The following is a 17,941-nucleotide window of genomic DNA, read 5'->3' as shown; positions in this document are numbered from 1 at the left end:
TCTGCCAGAGGCGGATTCAGGCCTGATGCTGCTGCATCAATTCGATGAAGCGGGCAAACAACGGCCGCACATCGTGCGGCCCGGGGCTCGCCTCGGGATGACCCTGGAAACTGAAGGCCGGCCGGTCCGTGCGCTGGATGCCCTGCAGGGAGCCGTCGAACAATGAACGGTGCGTGGTCCGTAGTGTGGCCGGCAGGCTGTCCTCGTCGACCGCAAAACCGTGGTTCTGACTGGAAATCATGACCCGGCCGCTGTCGACATCGACCACCGGGTGATTGGCGCCATGGTGGCCGAACTTCATTTTCACGCTGCGCGCACCGCTGGCCAGCCCCAGCAGCTGATGGCCCAGGCAGATGCCGAAGGTGGGCAGTCCGGCGTCCACCACCTCGCGTATGGCAGCAATGGCGTAATCACAGGGCTCGGGATCGCCGGGGCCGTTGGACAGGAACACGCCGTCCGGACGCATTGCCAGCACCTCGGCGGCCGGTGTTTTCGCCGGCACCACGGTCACCCGGCAACCGTGATCCACCAGCATGCGCAGGATGTTGCGCTTGATACCGTAGTCCCAGGCGACGACATGCCAGCGCAGGGCCGCGGCATCGGTCTCGGCAGTGTCGGCGGTACCGTCAGCCAGGCTCCAGCTGCCCTGGCGCCATTCGTAGCTGGACTCGGTGGTGACGGTCTGCGCCAGATCCATACCCTTGAGGCCGGGGAAAGCACACGCGGCCGCAATCGCCTGTTCCGGATCCACCTCGCCGGCCATGATGCAGCCGCTCTGGGCACCCTGCTCGCGCAACAGCCGGGTCAGCCGCCGGGTGTCGACACCGGCAATGGCGACAATGCCGTGCTGTTGCAGATAGTCCGAGAGATCGCCTTCGCTGCGCCAGTTGCTGGCCCGCACCGGCAGGTCGCGAATGATCAGGCCACCGAACTGGACTCGATCGGCCTCCTGGTCGATGGCATTGACGCCGGTGTTGCCGATATGCGGATAGGTCAGGGTCACCAGTTGCCGACTGTAGGACGGATCGGTGGCAATCTCCTGGTAACCGGTCATCGCCGTGTTGAACACCACCTCGCCACTGGCGCTGCCGGCGCTGCCAATGGATTCGCCGCGGAACAGGGTTCCGTCTTCAAGCGCAAGAACAGCCGGTGCGTTCAACAGCTTCTCCTGAATGCGGGCGCACGAAATCCGGGGGCTTCGATGAAGTCCCCGTCAGTCATCCGTAGGCGTGAGCAGTGTCCCCAAAACCGCTGCGAAGTGTACTCCAAGGCAGGCCTCGGGGAAACCGGGTCAACTCGCCGCGCGGCGGACATCCACGACATTGCGCAGCCCCGCAATACGCTCCATCAGGCGGCTCATCTGCTCGACATCGTTGATCTCGACAGTCAGGGTCATGCGTGCCATGTGATCGTCCCGCCCGGTACTGGTATTGACGCCCACCACGTTCAGCTTTTCGTTGGTCAGGATCGCGGTAATGTCACGCAACAGTCCCTGCCGGTCATAGGCGTCCACCTGGATATCCACCGGATACTTCTTCTCCGAGCCGGCTCGCCAGCTCACCTCCACCAGGCGGTGGCTATCGGTTTCCAGTGCCTTGCGCAGATTCGGGCAATCCTGGCGATGGATGGTCACCCCCTGGCCCCGGGTAATGAAACCGATCACCGGATCACCGGGTGCCGGCTGGCAACAACGGCCCAGGCGCGTCAGCACATTGCCGACACCGTAGATCGAAACGTCGCCGGAGCCATCCGAGGTGGCCTGGCGCTCCAGTGACCGGGGCTGCTCCTCGTCCCGTGGCAACACCTGATCGCGCAGCAGGCCGGCGATCTGGCCACCAGTGATGTCGCCGCGGCCAAGCGCTGCCAGAAACTCTTCGGTCTGCGGGAACCGGGTGCGTTGCGCCAGCTTCTCCAGATTGATGTCGCGCAAGCCCAGGCGATGCAGTTCCCGATCCAGTTCCTGGCGGCCGGCTGCAACGTTTTTTTCGTGATCCTGTTGTCGGAACCAGGTCCGGATACGGGATCGCGCGCGGCTGGTGGTGACGTACCCACGCGCCGGGTTCAGCCAGTCGCGTCCGGGCACCGAGTTGCGCGCGGTCAGGATCTCCACCTGATCACCGTTTTTCAGGGTCGTGGTCAGCGGCACCATCCGGCCGTTGACCTTGGCGCCACGGCAGCGATGCCCGACATCGCTGTGTACGTAATAGGCGAAATCCAGCGGCGTCGCGCCGCGGGGCAGGTCCATGACATCGCCGCGGGGGCTGATCACGTAAACCCGGTCCTCGAACACCTCGGCCTTGAAGCGGTCGATGAAGTCCTCCGGCGCCGACTCGTCGCGGCCGGACTCCAGCAACTGCCGCAACCAGGTGATGCGCTGCTCGAAACGCGCATCGCGGGCACCGCCCTCCTTGTACCGCCAGTGCGCAGCCACACCCAGCTCGGACTGTTCATGCATCTCGTGGGTGCGGATCTGCACCTCGACGGTCTTGCCCTCGGGGCCGATCACCGCCGTGTGCAATGACTGGTAGTCGTTTTCCTTGGGCGTGGCGATGTAGTCGTCGAATTCCTTCGGGATGTGCTTCCAGAGGCTGTGCACCACGCCCAGGGTCGCGTAACAGGCGGCAACGTCCTGCACCAGGACGCGCAGGGCACGCAGGTCGAACAGCTCATGGAAGCCCAGCCCCTTGCGCTGCATTTTCTTCCAGATGCTGTAGATATGCTTGGGCCGGCCATGCACCTCCGCATCGATGCCGGCGCTTTCCAGCGCCGCCTTCAACTCGCCGGTGATTGTCTGGATGTAACGCTCACGGTCCTGGCGCTTCTCGCGCAGCAGGCGGGCAACCCGCTTGTAGGTCTCCGGCTCCCGGTAACGAAAGCTCAGATCCTCCATCTCCCACTTCACCTGCCAGATACCCAGGCGATTGGCCAGCGGCGCGTAAATGTCGGCCGCCTCGCGCGCTACCCGCTGCCGTACCGGCTCGGGCAGGGTTTTCAGCGTACGCAGGTCATGCAGCCGTTCGGCCAGCTTGATGAACACCACTCGGATGTCCTGGGCCATGGCCAGCAACAGCTTGCGCAGGGCCTCGGACTGCCCCTCGCGGTCGTTGCCCGGCGATTCATGCAACTCGCTGATCAGGTCCATCCGCGAGACACCGTCGATCATTACCAGGGCCTCGGCATCGCAGCGTTCCCGCTGGGCATGCCAGACCCTTGGGCTGACCGTTGGCGCATCGTGCAGCAGGCCGGCAACCAGGGTATGCACGTCAAGCTTGAGGCCGGCCAGGATCGTGGCCACCGATACGGCATGCTCGAAATAGCTCTCACCGGATGCCCGACAGGTCGTGCCGTAACTGACCTGGGCCAGTTCCCAGGCCACGGTCACCGGGCGGCGCTCATCCGCCGACGCCTGCGGCAGGATCATCTCCATCCAGCGATCCAGAGTCAGTTCACCGCTGGCGAACAATTCACTGAGGTCATCGGTGACGCTAACCATGCTGCTCCTGATACATACGGCGCCAGACCATTCCACCGGATGAGCGGAACCGGTCACGGCTCAGGCGTGCGAATAAATCAGTGTTTCCCTAGCGGCCGGCATTCTACGCCGCCCGGTCGAAAGAAAAACACTATTGCTGTACAAAAAAACACTGTCTATAGTGACAGTCATCGCGCTTCAGCATTCCTCCGATGGAGACCAGCCATGCAATCGCTGACGACACGCCAGCAGGAAATTCTGGACCTGATTCGGCGTTTCATCACCGAAACCGGCTACCCCCCGACCCGCGCCGATATCAACCGGGCACTGGGGTTTCGCTCACCCAATGCGGCGGAAAGCCACCTGCGTGCCCTGGAGCGCAAGGGCGCATTGCAACTCACGCCGGGCTCCTCCCGCGGCATACGCCTGCTGGACGAGGAACCGGTGACAGAATCCCACCAGGGTCTTCCCATTATCGGTCAGGTCGCGGCCGGTAGCCCGATACTGGCCGAGGAACACGTGCGCGGACATTGTCATGCCGCCGCCGACATGTTCTCGCCCCGGGCTGACTACCTGCTGGCGGTACGCGGCATGAGCATGCGGGACGCCGGCATCCTCGATGGCGACCTGCTGGCAGTGCACCGCACCCGCGAGGCCCGCAACGGCCAGATCGTGGTCGCCCGACTGCAGGACGAGGTCACCGTGAAGCGCTTCCGCCGCGATGGGCACCGGGTCTGGCTGCAGGCGGAGAACCCGGAGTTCCGGACCCTGGAACTGGATCTGCGCCGGGACCCGCTCGACATCGAGGGACTGGGCGTCGGCCTGATCCGCAACGGCACACCGTTGTAATCGTTTCCCGCAGACCAGAACAACACGACGAGGTCGCCATGACTGATGCCCTGCACGAGCTGCTACGCGAACCCCATATCTGGCGCGCCACCTCGGCACCCGCCGGCACTGCGGCCACCGCCACCGGCTTTGCCGAGCTGGATACCCGGCTGCCTGGTGGCGGTTGGCCCCGGGCGGCACTGACCGAGGTGATCCATGCACAACAGGGCATTGGCGAACTGCAGTTGCTGATGCCGGCGCTGGCCCGTCTGAGCCGGAACAACCGCTGGATTGCACTGATTGCGCCGCCGCATATCCCCTATGCGCCGGCACTGGCGGCACGCGGCATTGATTTGTCCCGGGTCCTGCTGGTCCGCCCGCAGCGCCATGTCGACATCCTGTGGGCCGTGGAACAGGCCTTGCGGGCAGGCACCTGCGCCGCGGTGATCTGCTGGCCCGGCCAGGCGGATGCGAGCGCCCTGCGCCGACTGCAACTGGCGGCCGAAACCGGTGACTGCATGGGCTTTTTGTTCCGCAGCGAGGCCGATGCGGCGCAACCCTCCCCGGCCACCCTGCGGGTCCGGCTGCGACGCGAGACGGATGGCGGGAACCAGCTGGACCTGATCAAGTGCCGCGGCAGCGTGGGCCCACAATCGCTGCAACTTGACCTGGGCACTCCCCGGGTGCGGGCCCTGCCGGTATCCCGCACAGCGTCTGCTGTTCGCCGGCGGGGGCCGGCGCCGGAGGCGACACCAGCCCGCAAGGCGATCGTCCGGCCACTGTATCCGCAACCCCGCGGCACGCACAGCCGTGTACCGCAGTTGCAATTGCCGCTGGATGGCGAACGGCAGTTGGACCATATGCACTGACTGGCTGCCGGCGTGTTGTCATGGCCCTGCTCTGGCAGGCACTGCGCTTTCCCGAGCTGCCGCTGGACGTGTTCCGCCGCGGCTGTGCCGACGAGCCCCTGATGGCGGTAATCGACGGACAGCGCCTGCTCGCCGTCAGTCGCACGGCCGCCGCCGAAGGCGTATGCCCCGGCATGCGCCCGGCCCAGGCACGCAGCCTGTGCCCGGAGCTGCAACTGGTGCAACGCAAACCGCATCTGGAACAGGACAGTCTGCGCCGGCTGGCCGACGGTCTGTTGCAGTTCAGCGGCTGGGTCAGCCGTCAACCGCCCCTGGAACTGGTGCTGGAGATCGGCGGCAGCTTGCGACTGTTCGGTGGCATGACCGGCCTGCAGCAGCAGCTGAATGCGCATTTGCAGCAACTTGGGCTGCACTGGCAAACCGCAGTCGCACCCACCGCCGCCGCGGCCGGTCTGTTCTGCCGGGCCGGGGGCGGCACCCTGCTGACACAACGTGCCGCACTGGCAGAACAACTGGCCGCATTGCCCATCCAGGTACTGGAACTCACGCCCGAGCAGACCAGGGCATTGAGCGGACTGGGGCTGCAAACCCTGGGTGACTGCCTGCGACTGCCGTCTGCGGAACTGGGCCGACGGCTGGGCGGAACACTGAGTGAGCAACTGCAACGCGCCCTGGGCGAACGGCCGGACCCGCGCCCGAGTCACCGCCCACGACCGGTTTTTCACGGCGAACTGGCCCTGCCGGCAGCCGCGCATGACAGCACCGCCGTGCTCTTCGCCCTGCAACGTCTGCTGCAGGATCTGCGGGCATTGCTGATCAGCCTGCAGGCCGGCGTGCAGCGGGTGCACCTGCAATTGCAGCACGAAGATCATGCCGCAACCCTGCTGCTGCTTGGTCTGCAGGACCCGAGTCGTGATGTTGAACGCCTGCTTGCCGTGGCAAACGAGCGGCTGCAGCGCACGCCGCTAAAGGCCCCGGTGACCGGCCTGATCCTGGAGGCCCGGCATCTGCTGCCACTGGCCGCACGGCCCGCCGATTTGCTGCAGCAGGGACAAGCCGCCCGGATGTCGTGGCAGCAGTTGACCGAACGTCTGGGTGCGCGCCTGGGCGACACCGCTATCAGTGGTCTCGGCACGGCTCCGGATCACCGCCCCGAACGGGCCTGGCACATGCCGGCACCCGCCGGCGACAGACAGCAGACCGCCAGCCCGCACAGACCACTCTGGCTGTTGCCCGAGCCGAAACCACTGGCATGCCGCGACGGCCTGCCCGAACACCGTGGCCGGCTGCAGCTCTGCCAGGGACCGGAGCGCATCGAAGGAGGCTGGTGGGACGGCCAGGACATCAGCCGCGACTATTATCAGGCACAGGCTGCGGACGGCAGCCGGCTATGGGTCTTCCGGGATCGGCGACACCCCGGGCGCTGGTTTCTGCATGGCTACTTCGGCTGAAACAGGCGGGAACCGACCAGTGTCCGCCGATCGGCGGACACTGGTCGGTTCCCGCCTAGGGAAACGCTGATTTATTCCCGCATCTGCGCCCGAGACCGGTTTTGGGCATCTGGCAAGGCGCGGTGCCGGTTCGGTAGCCGTAGCTACCGGGCCGGTAGCGCAACACAGCCAGGGGCCAAAACCGGCCCGACCAGAGGCAAGCATGCACCGTCGCACGCTGCCGCGCTCGTGTGCCGTTCTTGCGGCTGGCCAGGAGCAGGTCACCTTGGGTAGTGGTGCTACCCGGGGTGGCCTGCGACACCGCCAGGCGGAAGAACGGCCCGAGCCCCGCGGGTGACCGCCGGATTCACTGCCCTGCGGCGTTGCGGCGCTGGACGAGGGAATCACCCTCACGCGGCGCACCGCGCCTTGCCTCGGAGAAAAATGCGGACTCCAACGCAGGCGTGCGAATAAATCAGTGTTTCCCTAAGCCTTCAGTCGCTGCGCTCGGTGACTTCCAGCAGATGATAGCCAAACTGGGTCTTCACCGGACCCTGGACCTGGTTCAGCGGCGCCGAGAACACAACCTCGTCGAATTCCCGCACCATCTGACCCGGGCCAAAGCTTCCCAGATCACCGCCAGCGCGCCCCGAGGGGCAACTGGAATATTCCTGCGCCAGGGTGGAGAACCCTTCGCCATTCTGGATACGGGTCTTCAGTTCCTGACACAGGGCCTCATCAGCCACCAGAATGTGTCGTGCGCTTGCCTTCGCCATGTCATGCCCTCGCTGCTGTGTGCATCAGTGTTTCCTAAAGCGCGCCAGTCTAACTGGAGCTTTCGACAAAGCGGAACCCGGGAACCACTTGCTCAGGCCTCGGCGCCCATCTCGCGTGCGCGCCGACCGGTGGCAGCCTCATCACGAACGCCGCGGGTGCGCGAGCCGGTTTCCGGCCAGCCCTGGGCGTGATCGAGGATCAGGTTGGTCAGCATGTCGAGATGATCGCCCCGCGCATTCAGCGCCGGGATGTAGCGTAGCTCCTTGCCGCCGGATTCCTCGAAGTATTCGGCATTCTCGCCCTCGATTTCCTCGATTGTCTCCAGGCAGTCTGCCGAAAAACCCGGGCAGATCACGTCCAAGGTCTTCAGCCCCTGCTTGCCCAGCGCCATCACCGTCTCGTCGGTGTAGGGCTGCAGCCAGACCTCACGGCCGAAACGCGACTGGAATGACACCTGCCAACTGTCGGCGGAAAGCTCCAGCTTTTCAGCCACCAGCCGCGCCGTTTTGTGGCACTGGCAGTGGTACGGGTCACCATTCAACAGGTAGCGGCGTGGTGTGCCGTGAAACGAGAACAGCAGCTTTTCACCGCGGCCGCGCTGCTCCCAATGCTCGCGAATCGAGTTGGCCAGCGCCGCAATATAGGCCTCGTCGTCCGCATACTGGTTGATGATCCGCAACTCCGGCACCCAGCGCCAACCCTTCATGGTGTCCGCCAGGGCGTCGAAGGTCGATGCCGTGGTCGAACCGGAATATTGCGGGTACAGCGGCAGCATAATCAGCCGCTCGGCGCCCTGGTCGCGCAGCGACTCCAGTGCCGAGGCGATCGACGGATTGCCGTAGCGCATACCCAGCTCGACGGCAATCGGCCCACTGACCCGCTTTGCTAGCCGTTCCGCAATGCCGCGCGTCTGTGCCCTGGCAATCTGCAGCAACGGCGAGCCGTCCTCGGTCCAGACTTCCTGATACGCCTTGGCGGACTTCGCCGGCCGCGTGCGCAACACGATACCGTGCAGGATGATCCGCCACAGGATCCGCGGCACCTCGATCACCCGAGGGTCGCTGAGAAACTCACCCAGATAGCGACGCAAGGCCTTCGGCGTGGGCGCGTCCGGCGTCCCCAGGTTGGCAATCAGCACGCCAAGCCGGGGCGTATCCTCATGCGTGAATCCTTGCTTTGCGGAATACCGCATAGTACCGAGACTCCTTTCAATGATGGGATGGCGTGGGCGATGCCCTTCCCGAGACAGCATCTGCCGAATCGGGTTCCGGTCGTCAACCGATACGCCAGTCGGCCCGGCGGCGGGCTGATTATGCCGCCGCAGCATATCCATACAATTACATATTCCTTTTTCCTGCCGAGTTAATCCGTATCCTTGCCTGTCTCAGAGAAGCCATCAGCGATACCCGGAACGATGCAAAGCACGCTGCAGACGGTAACCGAAGAAGCCGAGCCGGTGACCAATTCCGCCGGACTCACCGCGGAGGCCATAGCCGACCTCAACGCGGAATATGCGCCACTGGACTTCGAGGCGCGCATCCGGCGCGTGTACCAGGACTTTGACCCCGACAAGGTGCTGGTGACCTCGTCGTTCGCGGCGACATCGGCCTACTTCCTGCACATCATTTCGCGGATTCGGCCGGAACAGGTGATCCACTTCATCAATACCGGATTTCATTTCCGCGAGACCCTGGAATACCGGGATTATCTGGCGAAACTGTTCGGCCTGACCGTCGAGGATATCCGTCCGGATTCGCACCATTTCCGCTTCGCCAAGGGGCAGAAGCTCTACGAGTCCGACCCGGATCTGTGCTGCTCGGTAAACAAGGTGCAACCGCTGGAAGAGGTCAAGGGCGACTACCACGTCTGGACCTCTAGCCTGATGCGCTGGCAGACCGACCACCGGGCCGAACTGGACGTTTTCGAGGAGCGACGCGGCATCATCAAGTTCAACCCGATGATCGACGTGACCCGCGAGGAACGGGACGCCTACATCCGCGAACACGACCTGCCGTTCCACCCGCTGGTGTCCGAGGGCTATCACTCCATCGGATGCTCGCACTGCACCGTCAAGGGCGAGGGACGTAGCGGCCGCTGGCAGGGCAAGCCGAAGACGGAGTGCGGCCTGCACCTTTAGGGAACCGCTGAATTATTCCCGCGCCTGCGCCCGAGACCGGTTGTGGTCATCTGGTCAGCGTTTCCCTAGGCGGACCGTGTCGCCGCTCCGCTCATTGCCGTCAATGGGCGGAATCGTCCTCGCCGGATCGGGTTTCGCGATTGGCGGCACTCCCCTCATCCAGCCGGTGGATGGCCGCCTGGCCCTCCCGCGCCATGGCGTCCATGCGCTGGATCTGCTGCGCCAACACCGGCAGTGCCTCCTCCCGGTAACGTGACACATCCTCGATCGCATCCAGCACCTGGCGGAACGACTGCTCCAGTTGTTCCATGTCCAGCGTGGCGCTGCCGGCACGATTCTGGATCTCCGCACCCTGCTGTTTCAGCGCCGTGGCAGTGCCGGAAATCAGATCCGACGTGGTCCTGTTGACCGCGTCCACCCGCTCCAGCACCAGGCGCTGGTTGGCCAGCGCCAGCGCAACCGTAACGGCGACATTCAACGCCGACGTGGTGACATTGATGGCGCGCTCGACGCCGCGGACAAGTTCCCGGTTATTGCGAATCAGGACTTCCAGCGCGAGCACACCCTGCTGGGTCACTGCCAGTTGTTGCTGCAGATCGGTAATCCGCTGCCGCAAGGGAAACAGCAATTCCTCGCGAATGAACCGCCGCTGGTCCGGCGCAACGGCTTCGTCATCGGATGCCTCGACCAGCTGGCCATCGATCAGCCGCCCCAGGCGGATCTGTTCCTCCAGGTCGGAGCCGATGCTGCGAAACGCCTGCTGATCATCGGCCAGCGTCAGATTATCCCGTTGCAGCCGTTCCGCACCCGATTCCAGGTCCCGGATCACCGCATCCAGCGCGTCCTGGGCGGTTTCGAAACGCCGGAAATAGCGCTGCAAGGGACTGGGGACACCCGGAATCCGCGCCAGCAGACGTGCCAGCGGTCCGCCCTGCGGCGCCTGCCGCGCGGGATCCAGGCGCGTCATCTGCTGGCGCAAGGTGTTCAGCCCATCCGACACCGGTCCCTGATCACTGCCCTGGCCGGCCAGCTGGCGTATCGGTGCGCGCAACATGTCGCTGCGGTAGGCTGCCTGCCGCTGGACCTCGATGCCCATGCCGTCGATTCGCTGCCGGGCCCCGGCATGGGTATCGACACCACGGAGGATTTCGTCAACGAAGGCCCGTGCCCGCGCCTCCAGCTCGGGGTCGGAAATCGTCTCGTCGCCTGCCGCCGGGGCATCGGCGGCATCCGGCACCTCCAGCGCCAGTGGCCGATTGTCCGGGGGTGACTGGTTCCGATCCTTGCTCATGATCACTGTCCCTCTGCACGCCGGGCGGAATGCGTGTAGTCATCGGTGCGGTCCAGAAACCGCTGTAATTCGAGCAAGGCCTGCTCGGTGGATACCGCATGCCGCGGTTTCGAGGTATCAAGGCGAGCCAAGGCGATGGCGAGTTCATCGAGAGCGGTCAACGCGGTTTCGTTCTGCGAGGCCATTCGATCAAGCCGCGCCCGGGTTTCCGCAATCAACTGCAGCCGGCGCTGCAGGGCTGCAATCTCGGTCTGATCGACATCCTCGGCAGCATCCAGCCGGCGCCGGGCATAGGCCTCATCGAGGCTGGCAAGCCCCTCGGCCTGGGCCGCAATCGCCTGCAGCCGCTCGGTGGCCGCGGCCACCACTTCCCGAACCACCGCATGGCCACGCTGCGCGGCCAGCTCACCCTCGCCAAACCGGCGATCCAGCAAGCCTTGCAGCCGCCGGTAACGACTGTAGAGCCGGTCCGCCTGGCCGGCGTGCTGCCGGCATTCCGCCGCCAGCAGGACACCCTTGGCACGACACAGCGCCTTGACCAGATCATCCGCATCGGCCGGTGGCGCATCCGGATTCAGGCGCGCGACACCACGTTCCGATTCGGCACGGTCGGCCGCTGCCGCGGCAGCCTGCCGACGGCGTTCGGCACGGCGCGCCCGCCAGCGGTGCCACCAGCGCTCCACCGGCAAGGCCACCGCTACCGCCGCGAGGCCGGCAAGCCAACCGCCCAGGGTCGGCCCGAAACCGCCCCAAAGCGAAGTCAGCCAGAGCAGGAACGCGGCGCCCGGCAACAGCAACCAGTAGCGCAGCACCACTTGCCAGCGCGAGGGCTCCAGGGTCGGCACGGCAAGCCGGGGGTTCAGCAGCCCGATGATGAACCACGGGATGCAGGACAGGAACAGTCCATAGGAAAACCCCTGCAGAAAATTCAGCATCGCGTCACGCCCACACAACCCGTGTTTAGGGAAACGCTGATCTATTCGCGCGTCTGCGCCCGAATAGATCAGCGTTTCCTTAGCTACTGTCCGACACGATACGATAAATCATCAATCGGTCACGCGTTGCAGCACGATGACGATCCGCATTCTCCTTGCCCTGCTGACGTCAGGCCTGCTGCTGCAGGTATCACTGGCCATGGCCACCACGGTCTATATCTGGACCGATGACCGCGGCAACCGGCATTACAGCGACGAGCGACCACCAGACGGTGTATCGTTCCGCACGCTGGAGGTCCCGGGATCGGCTGTCAGCCGCAGCGCTGCGCCCTCGGAACGCGTCCGCGAAATCCGTTGCCGCGATTTCCAGGGAGCGCTGGAACAACTGCTGGAACTGGACGACATCGATGGCAACGAGCAGGACTGGCGCGCCGCCAAGCAGGTAGCGCGTGACGGAATCAGCGAATGGTGCAGGAGCTAATCAGGACCGGATCGTATGAAGAAGCGAACCTACATGGGTATTCACCACGATCAGCATGGCGGCATGACCATGCTCGGCCAGATCATCAAGGATGCCTGGATCTTTGAATTGATTCCGGAGACCGAGACCGGCGAAGGCTGGGATCTCGATCGGCTGAATGCGCTGCAGGACCAGGTCCACGAACAATGGCGAAGCTACGGGTTTCGTGTCGGCAACCTGCCCGAGCCGATCCGGGAGCGCCATGAACGGATTCATCGGCAAGCCATCGAACGAGCCAGGGCTGCAGGCTGGGACCCCAGCCTCGGCGACGACGACTGACAACCGCACTCCGCATCCCGCAGCATACGTGCAACAGGACAAACACTGGATCACTGGAGTGATTGAACGATGGAACTGATCATCATACTGGTCGTCCTGATCGGACTGGGCGCCTTCGTGGCCATGCTCTACAACCGGTTGGTGCGGCTGCGCAATGCCTACAAAAACGCCTTTGCCCAGATCGACGTACAGCTCAAGCGGCGGCATGACCTGATTCCCAACCTGGTGGAATCCGTCCGCGGCTACATGACCCACGAGCGTGAGACGCTTACCGCGGTGATCGAGGCCCGGAACCAGGCGGAAAGCGCCCGCCAGCAGGCCAGCGGCCAGGCCGGCGAAGCCGGTGCGATGGCTGAGCTGGCGCGCGCCGAGGGCAGTCTTGGCGGCGTGTTGGGCCGGTTGTTCGCGCTCTCCGAGGCGTATCCGGATCTGAAGGCCAGTGAAAACTTCCAGAGCCTGCAGGAAGAGCTGACCGCCACCGAGAACCGGGTCGCCTATGCCCGGCAGGCCTACAATGACGGCGCCATGACCTACAACAACGCGGTGCAGACGGTGCCCTCCAACATTATCGCCGGCATGTTCGGCTTCCAGCCGGCCACCATGCTCGAGTTCGAGGATCGCGAAGCGATCCAGCAGGCACCGCAGGTCAGCTTCTGACCGCCATGAGTCGACCGGCCAGCTTCAATTTCGCGGAGCATCAGCGACGCGCCCGGCGGCAGACCATGCTGCTGGTGGCCGCCTTCCTGGCGATCACGGTCCTGATCGCTGCGGCAATCGGGGTCCTCGCCGGCGTGATGCTTGCCGCCGAGACCGGTGCGGCCGGGCCACAGCAGCAGACCCCGGCACCCGCCACCGATTCGACCTCGGCCGCCGGCATGCTGCAGGCCATGGATCTGGAGATTGCGATCATTGCCGGGCTTGCGGTGTTCGGCGTCATCCTGCTCGCCGCCGGCATCCGCAGCATGATGCTGGGGGCGGATGGCGCCAATGTGGCGCGTTCCCTGGGCGGCAAGGAGGTCACCCGGGACAGCAGCAACCCCAGCCATCGGCGTTATTTCAACGTGGTCGAGGAGATGGCCATCGCCGCCAATCTGCCGATGCCGCGGGTGTTCGTGATCAAGCATGAACAGGGCATCAATGCCTTCGCCGCCGGCCTGCGTCCGGAGACGGCCGCCATCGGCATGACCCACGGCGCCCTGGCCTCGCTGGACCGGGATGAACTGACCGGTGTGGTGGCGCACGAATTCGCCCACATCGCCAATGGCGACATGCGACTGAACCTGCGCATGATGGCAATGATCTTCGGCCTCGTGGCGCTGTACGTGGCCGGCCGCATGGCCATGCGGGCGACGATGCTGCGCGGCAACCGCGACCAGCGTGAGGCGATGGCGGGCATAGCGATCGGCCTGGCCCTGATCGTCCTCGGCGGCCTGGGCGTTTTCGCGGGCCGTCTGCTCCAGGCCGGGGTCTCGCGGAGGCGGGAATACCTTGCGGATGCCACCGGCGCCCAGTTCACCCGCAATCCGGAAGCCCTGGCGCGTGCCCTGAAGAAGATTGGCGCGCTCCAGCGCGGCGAGCGTCTCGGCAATCCGCATGGCGAGGAGGTGCGCCACATGCTGTTCGCCGACGGCATCTCCCTGAAGGCCGCCGGCCTGACAGCGACGCACCCGCCACTGGTGCGCCGGATCCAGGCCCTGGATCCGGCCTTCGACCCGGAAACGGACCCGGTCTGGCGCATGTCACGGCGCGACATGATGAAACAGGCCCGCGCAGGATTGTCCGGCTAGCCGCCAACCCGGAGCAGACCATAGATACCGAGGCTCCGAGCCTGAGGACGGGAGACACCGTGACGGGACCGCCGTAAACGCATCCATGCGGGCTTGACGGCCGCATCCCTGCGGCCGACATCCCGCAACGACGTCTCCCGCCCCAGGCATGCGTGTGGTGGCATCTGCGATCGCATTAACGCCTTAGGCTCGGTCCACCGCCAGGTCGGGGTGACAGGCATTACACGGAGGAACGTCGGCCGCATGGACGCGGCCGTCGAGCGCCCAGGGAAGGGTTTACAGCGTTTCCGTAGTGGAATTCCTGTCGCCCCGACCGGATCAGCGACAAGGAACTCGTGGCAAGGCTCGTAGTCGAGACCACCACATGATTAGCCGACACCGGAGGTTGCCGATGTTACGCACGCTGATTTTTGCCCTGCTGCTGAGCCTGCCGCTGCTGGTCCAGGCCGAGGTCGACGCCGAAACGAAGCTGGCCACGGTCGAGGACGCATTGGACGACCGTGAGGTACTGGCGCGCCTGACGCCGCTGGAAGCGCAGGAAGTGCGCACTCTGCATATGCAGGCCGAGCAGCACTTGGCAAGCGACAACGTTAGTGATGCCGAACGGGATCTGGACCGCGCGCTGGAAACACTCGGCAAGGACTGACCGCGGATGCCGCTTGCGCTATGCTCCGGACTTTCCCGTGTCTGGAGCCCATGACCATGTCAGTACGTTTTCCGCTCGCCCTGCTGCTGGCCGGCAGCCTGGCCACCGTGGCCGCCTGTACCGGAGACAACGCCACCGCTGACGGCGACGTCAGCCTGACGTCGGATGAGGACCGGGCCCTATACAGCCTGGGCCAGATCCTTGGCCGGCAGCTGGCCGAGCTGGAACTCAGCGATTCGGAAATGGAGTATGTGCTGGCCGGGGCCCGTGACCAGGTACGGGGCGCCGAACCGCAGGTGGATGCGGATACCCAGCAGCAGTTGATCAGTGCCTTCGTTCAGGAGCGCCAGGCCGCGACCAGCGCCGAAAACGCCGACCAGCATGCGGAACAACAGGCCTACATCGAAGCGTATATCGCCGATGGCGGCGAAGTCACCGACAGCGGTCTTGCCTATCGCATTCTCGAGGAAGGGGAAGGTGACAAGCCGGGCTCAAGAGACACCGTCGAGGTGCACTACGAGGGGCGCCTGACCAACGGCGACGTGTTCGACTCCTCCCACCAGCGTGGCGAAACGGCCACCTTCCCGTTGAACCGGGTCATTGCCGGCTGGACAGAAGGTCTGCAGCTGATTGCCCCGGGAGGCCGCATCGAACTGGTGATCCCTGCCGAGCTTGGCTACGGCGAGCGCGGTTCGCCGCCGACCATTCCCGGCGGCGCCACGCTGATCTTCGAAGTCGAACTGATCGACGTGAAGTAATGCTGGGCAGGCGCCCGCTCAGTGGCGACTGCTGCAGGCGAGGGCGAACAGGATGCCGACGGCGACGGCGAACACCAGCAGATAGGGTGCCCAGCCGGGCAATGTCAGGCCCCAGAGGGTAATGGTGTTCATGCCGCACCGCCGGCCGGTGGCCGCGACGGCCTTACCACGGCAGCCGTTCGCCGTTGGTGTGCCAGAAGCCGCCGGAACTCTCCATGGTCAACTCGTCCATCCGCGCGATCAGGCCCGCCGCCGACTCGGGCGGATCTATCATGCCGCGCCCCTCGGTCATGTCGGTGCGAACAAAGCCCGGGTGCAGAACGGCGACGGCGATACCGCGGTCCCGCAGATCATGCGCCAGTGAGGCGCCGGCCATGTTCACGGCGACCTTGGACATCCGGTAGCCGTAACTTCCACCCGAGGTGTTGTCGGCAATCGAGCCCATGCGGCTGGTGACGATACCGACCTTGGCACCGTCAGGCATCAGGTCCGCCAGCGCCTGCGTCATCAGCAGGGGGCCCAGCGCATTGACATCGTACTGCTCGCGCATGGCCTCCAGCGCCTGATCGTCGATTGCGCCGAACTGCTGCAGCCGCATGATGCCTGCCACATTCAGCAGCATGTCCACCTTCTGTCCATCAAGCCGCCGGCGCAGCCCGCGGATGGAGCCGGGATCGGCGACGTCCAGCCCGTCCTCGATCCGCGCACCGGTGGCTTCGAGTTCGGTGCTGCGCCGACGACAGCAGGCAATCACCTCATCACCTCTCGCCTGCAGTTGGCGCACCAGTTCCAGTCCGATGCCGCGGTTTGCGCCGGTAATCACGATGCGTTGCATGAATCGCCTCCCCTGCTGATGACTTGTAAGGCGGCAGCCGCAGCCGTTTTCTGGTCACAAACCAGGACGCGGACTTGTGACGCAAAGGGCTTGAATGCCGCCCCGGAGTATGAAGTAATCGGTGCAGACAAAAAACGGCCGGATGGCTGCACTGCCAAACCGGTCCTGAACGGAATTCTGCCATGTCGAGACCGGTCCGATTCTGCCTCGCCAGCGCACTCGCGCTGCTCCTTTTCTTCAGCAGCACGCCTCACGCCGCGAATGCCGGCGACCGCGGGCCGAACCTGGCGTCGGTGAACGCGGCGGTCGGCCCGTTGAATGGCGATGGCATACGCTTCGGCAAACATGCCAACCGGGTCGTACCGATTGCGTCGATCACCAAGCTGATGATGGCCATGGTCGTGCTCGACAGCGGCGAGCCGCTGGATGAATGGTTGACCATTCGCGAGCGCGACTACGCGGTCAACCGCAATGCCTATTCGAGGATGCGTATCGGCTCCGAGCTGACCCGCGGGGACTTGCTGCGCATCGCGCTGATGTCCTCGGAAAACCTGGCCTCGGACGTGTTGGCCATGCACCACCCCGGCGGTCGCCATGCCTTCGTCGCGGCAATGAACGAGAAGGCCGCGGAACTGGGCATGCACAGCAGCCGCTTCGTCGACCCCCACGGCCTGTCCGAGGAAAACATTGCCTCGGCCGCCGACCTGCTGGCCATGGTGCGAGCGGCGCACAAATACCCGACCATCCGTGAATATTCGACGACACCAGGGTTCCAGGCCCGTTTCCGCTCGCCGCGGTACGACCTGCAGTACGGCAACACCAACGCCCTGGTGCATGCCGGCAGTTGGGGCGTCACCCTGAGCAAGACCGGTTACATCAATGAAGCCGGCCGCTGCCTGGTGATGGTGGCCAATATCGATGGCGAACCCACTGCCATGGTGTTTCTCGACTCGTTCGGCTCACGCACCCCGCTGGGAGATGCATCACGGGCCAGGCAATGGCTGCGTACTGGCGAGCGTGGCAGCGTCGCTGGCGCCGCCCTGGATTACGAGCGGTCACGCACCGCCAGCATCCGCGAACGCAGCATCGTCAGCAGCGCCGAATTCAAGGATTCCCTTTAAGCAAACGCTGCTTTATTCGCGCGCCTGCGCCCGAGACCCGTTTTGGTCATCTGGCAAGCCGCGGTGGCGGTTCGGTAGAGGCGTAGGGTGGGTCAAGCGAAGCGGACCCACGCAGTGTGATCTGTTGGCGGGCGAACAAAGGTTTTCGGACAAGGAAGGTGTTCGAACAAACCAGGGCCGGGATGGGTATTGGCGGCGGCGGTGACCGAGCGCGCGCTGGCGCCATGGTAACGGATCACACCGCGTGCATTCGCTG

Annotated in this window: 18 protein-coding genes; 11 read left to right on the top strand and 7 right to left on the bottom strand. The window is 64.9% G+C overall.

Annotation, left to right across the window (positions count from 1 at the left end):
* Nucleotides 1-16: 16 nt before the first annotated feature.
* Both carA and relA read right to left on the bottom strand, forming a co-directional pair.
* Nucleotides 17-1,159: a glutamine-hydrolyzing carbamoyl-phosphate synthase small subunit gene (gene carA, locus M0534_RS06095; RefSeq protein ID WP_248567535.1), complete on the bottom strand. Its 1,143-nt coding sequence runs from the start codon at nucleotides 1,157-1,159 to the stop codon at nucleotides 17-19.
* Nucleotides 1,160-1,291: 132 nt separating this feature from the next.
* Nucleotides 1,292-3,493 (bottom strand): GTP diphosphokinase, encoded by a 2,202-nt coding sequence (relA, locus tag M0534_RS06090; RefSeq protein ID WP_248567534.1) that lies wholly within the window; start codon nucleotides 3,491-3,493, stop codon nucleotides 1,292-1,294.
* 204 nt (nucleotides 3,494-3,697) lie between these two features.
* On the opposite strand from relA, the gene lexA reads away from it, so the two are divergent.
* Genes lexA through M0534_RS06075 form a run of 3 tightly spaced genes read left to right on the top strand, consistent with a single transcriptional unit; the run spans nucleotide 3,698 to nucleotide 6,620 of the window.
* A complete protein-coding gene (gene lexA / locus M0534_RS06085) occupies nucleotides 3,698-4,321 on the top strand; it encodes a transcriptional repressor LexA (RefSeq protein WP_248567533.1) in 624 nt (207 codons plus the stop codon).
* A gap of 38 nt (nucleotides 4,322-4,359) precedes the next feature.
* The gene (gene imuA / locus M0534_RS06080) at nucleotides 4,360-5,169 is read left to right on the top strand and encodes a translesion DNA synthesis-associated protein ImuA (protein ID WP_248567532.1); all 810 of its coding nucleotides are present in this window, start codon (nucleotides 4,360-4,362) and stop codon (nucleotides 5,167-5,169) included.
* 20 nt (nucleotides 5,170-5,189) lie between these two features.
* Nucleotides 5,190-6,620, top strand: coding sequence for a Y-family DNA polymerase (locus M0534_RS06075; RefSeq protein WP_248567531.1), 1,431 nt, complete (start codon nucleotides 5,190-5,192; stop codon nucleotides 6,618-6,620).
* 473 nt (nucleotides 6,621-7,093) lie between these two features.
* Here M0534_RS06075 and M0534_RS06070 read toward each other — a convergent pair whose 3' ends face one another.
* Nucleotides 7,094-7,375 carry a peptidylprolyl isomerase gene (locus M0534_RS06070; protein WP_248567530.1) on the bottom strand — a complete coding sequence of 94 codons (282 nt, stop codon included), beginning with the start codon at nucleotides 7,373-7,375 and terminating at the stop codon, nucleotides 7,094-7,096.
* Nucleotides 7,376-7,467: 92 nt separating this feature from the next.
* Nucleotides 7,468-8,568, bottom strand: a complete 1,101-nt coding sequence (gene hemH, locus M0534_RS06065; RefSeq protein ID WP_248567529.1) for a ferrochelatase — start codon at nucleotides 8,566-8,568, stop codon at nucleotides 7,468-7,470.
* A 222-nt stretch (nucleotides 8,569-8,790) separates the two neighbouring features.
* Between hemH and M0534_RS06060 the strand changes: the two genes are divergently transcribed.
* Nucleotides 8,791-9,513 (top strand): phosphoadenylyl-sulfate reductase, encoded by a 723-nt coding sequence (locus M0534_RS06060; protein WP_248567528.1) that lies wholly within the window; start codon nucleotides 8,791-8,793, stop codon nucleotides 9,511-9,513.
* A gap of 100 nt (nucleotides 9,514-9,613) precedes the next feature.
* On the opposite strand, the gene M0534_RS06055 is transcribed toward M0534_RS06060, so the two are convergent.
* Nucleotides 9,614-10,804, bottom strand: a complete 1,191-nt coding sequence (locus M0534_RS06055) for a toxic anion resistance protein (RefSeq protein WP_248567527.1) — start codon at nucleotides 10,802-10,804, stop codon at nucleotides 9,614-9,616.
* Between the two features lie 2 nt (nucleotides 10,805-10,806).
* Nucleotides 10,807-11,739 (bottom strand): cobyrinic acid a,c-diamide synthase, encoded by a 933-nt coding sequence (locus M0534_RS06050; RefSeq protein WP_248567526.1) that lies wholly within the window; start codon nucleotides 11,737-11,739, stop codon nucleotides 10,807-10,809.
* Nucleotides 11,740-11,875: 136 nt separating this feature from the next.
* On the opposite strand from M0534_RS06050, the gene M0534_RS06045 reads away from it, so the two are divergent.
* The 6 genes from M0534_RS06045 to M0534_RS06020 all read left to right on the top strand — a co-directional run bounded on the left by M0534_RS06045 (nucleotide 11,876) and on the right by M0534_RS06020 (nucleotide 15,729).
* The gene (locus M0534_RS06045) at nucleotides 11,876-12,220 is read left to right on the top strand and encodes a DUF4124 domain-containing protein (protein ID WP_248567525.1); all 345 of its coding nucleotides are present in this window, start codon (nucleotides 11,876-11,878) and stop codon (nucleotides 12,218-12,220) included.
* 15 nt (nucleotides 12,221-12,235) lie between these two features.
* Nucleotides 12,236-12,538, top strand: coding sequence for a hypothetical protein (locus M0534_RS06040; protein ID WP_248567524.1), 303 nt, complete (start codon nucleotides 12,236-12,238; stop codon nucleotides 12,536-12,538).
* A 69-nt stretch (nucleotides 12,539-12,607) separates the two neighbouring features.
* Nucleotides 12,608-13,195 (top strand): LemA family protein, encoded by a 588-nt coding sequence (locus M0534_RS06035; protein WP_248567523.1) that lies wholly within the window; start codon nucleotides 12,608-12,610, stop codon nucleotides 13,193-13,195.
* Between the two features lie 5 nt (nucleotides 13,196-13,200).
* Nucleotides 13,201-14,325: a M48 family metallopeptidase gene (locus M0534_RS06030; protein ID WP_248567522.1), complete on the top strand. Its 1,125-nt coding sequence runs from the start codon at nucleotides 13,201-13,203 to the stop codon at nucleotides 14,323-14,325.
* Between the two features lie 391 nt (nucleotides 14,326-14,716).
* Nucleotides 14,717-14,971, top strand: a complete 255-nt coding sequence (locus tag M0534_RS06025) for a hypothetical protein (protein WP_248567521.1) — start codon at nucleotides 14,717-14,719, stop codon at nucleotides 14,969-14,971.
* 56 nt (nucleotides 14,972-15,027) lie between these two features.
* Nucleotides 15,028-15,729 carry an FKBP-type peptidyl-prolyl cis-trans isomerase gene (locus M0534_RS06020; RefSeq protein ID WP_248567520.1) on the top strand — a complete coding sequence of 234 codons (702 nt, stop codon included), beginning with the start codon at nucleotides 15,028-15,030 and terminating at the stop codon, nucleotides 15,727-15,729.
* A gap of 163 nt (nucleotides 15,730-15,892) precedes the next feature.
* On the opposite strand, the gene M0534_RS06015 is transcribed toward M0534_RS06020, so the two are convergent.
* Nucleotides 15,893-16,564 (bottom strand): SDR family oxidoreductase, encoded by a 672-nt coding sequence (locus M0534_RS06015; RefSeq protein ID WP_248567519.1) that lies wholly within the window; start codon nucleotides 16,562-16,564, stop codon nucleotides 15,893-15,895.
* A gap of 182 nt (nucleotides 16,565-16,746) precedes the next feature.
* Here M0534_RS06015 and pbpG point away from each other — a divergent pair, with 182 nt between their 5' ends.
* On the top strand, nucleotides 16,747-17,685 hold the full coding sequence (gene pbpG, locus M0534_RS06010) for a D-alanyl-D-alanine endopeptidase (protein WP_248567518.1): 939 nt from the start codon (nucleotides 16,747-16,749) through the stop codon (nucleotides 17,683-17,685).
* Nucleotides 17,686-17,941 lie beyond the last annotated feature (256 nt).

This window comes from Methylonatrum kenyense, assembly GCF_023195885.1.
Taxonomy (GTDB): Bacteria; Pseudomonadota; Gammaproteobacteria; order Nitrococcales; family Aquisalimonadaceae; genus Methylonatrum; species Methylonatrum kenyense.
The sequence above is the reverse complement of the archived record's forward strand: the minus strand, read 5'-3'. Positions and strand labels throughout refer to the sequence as shown.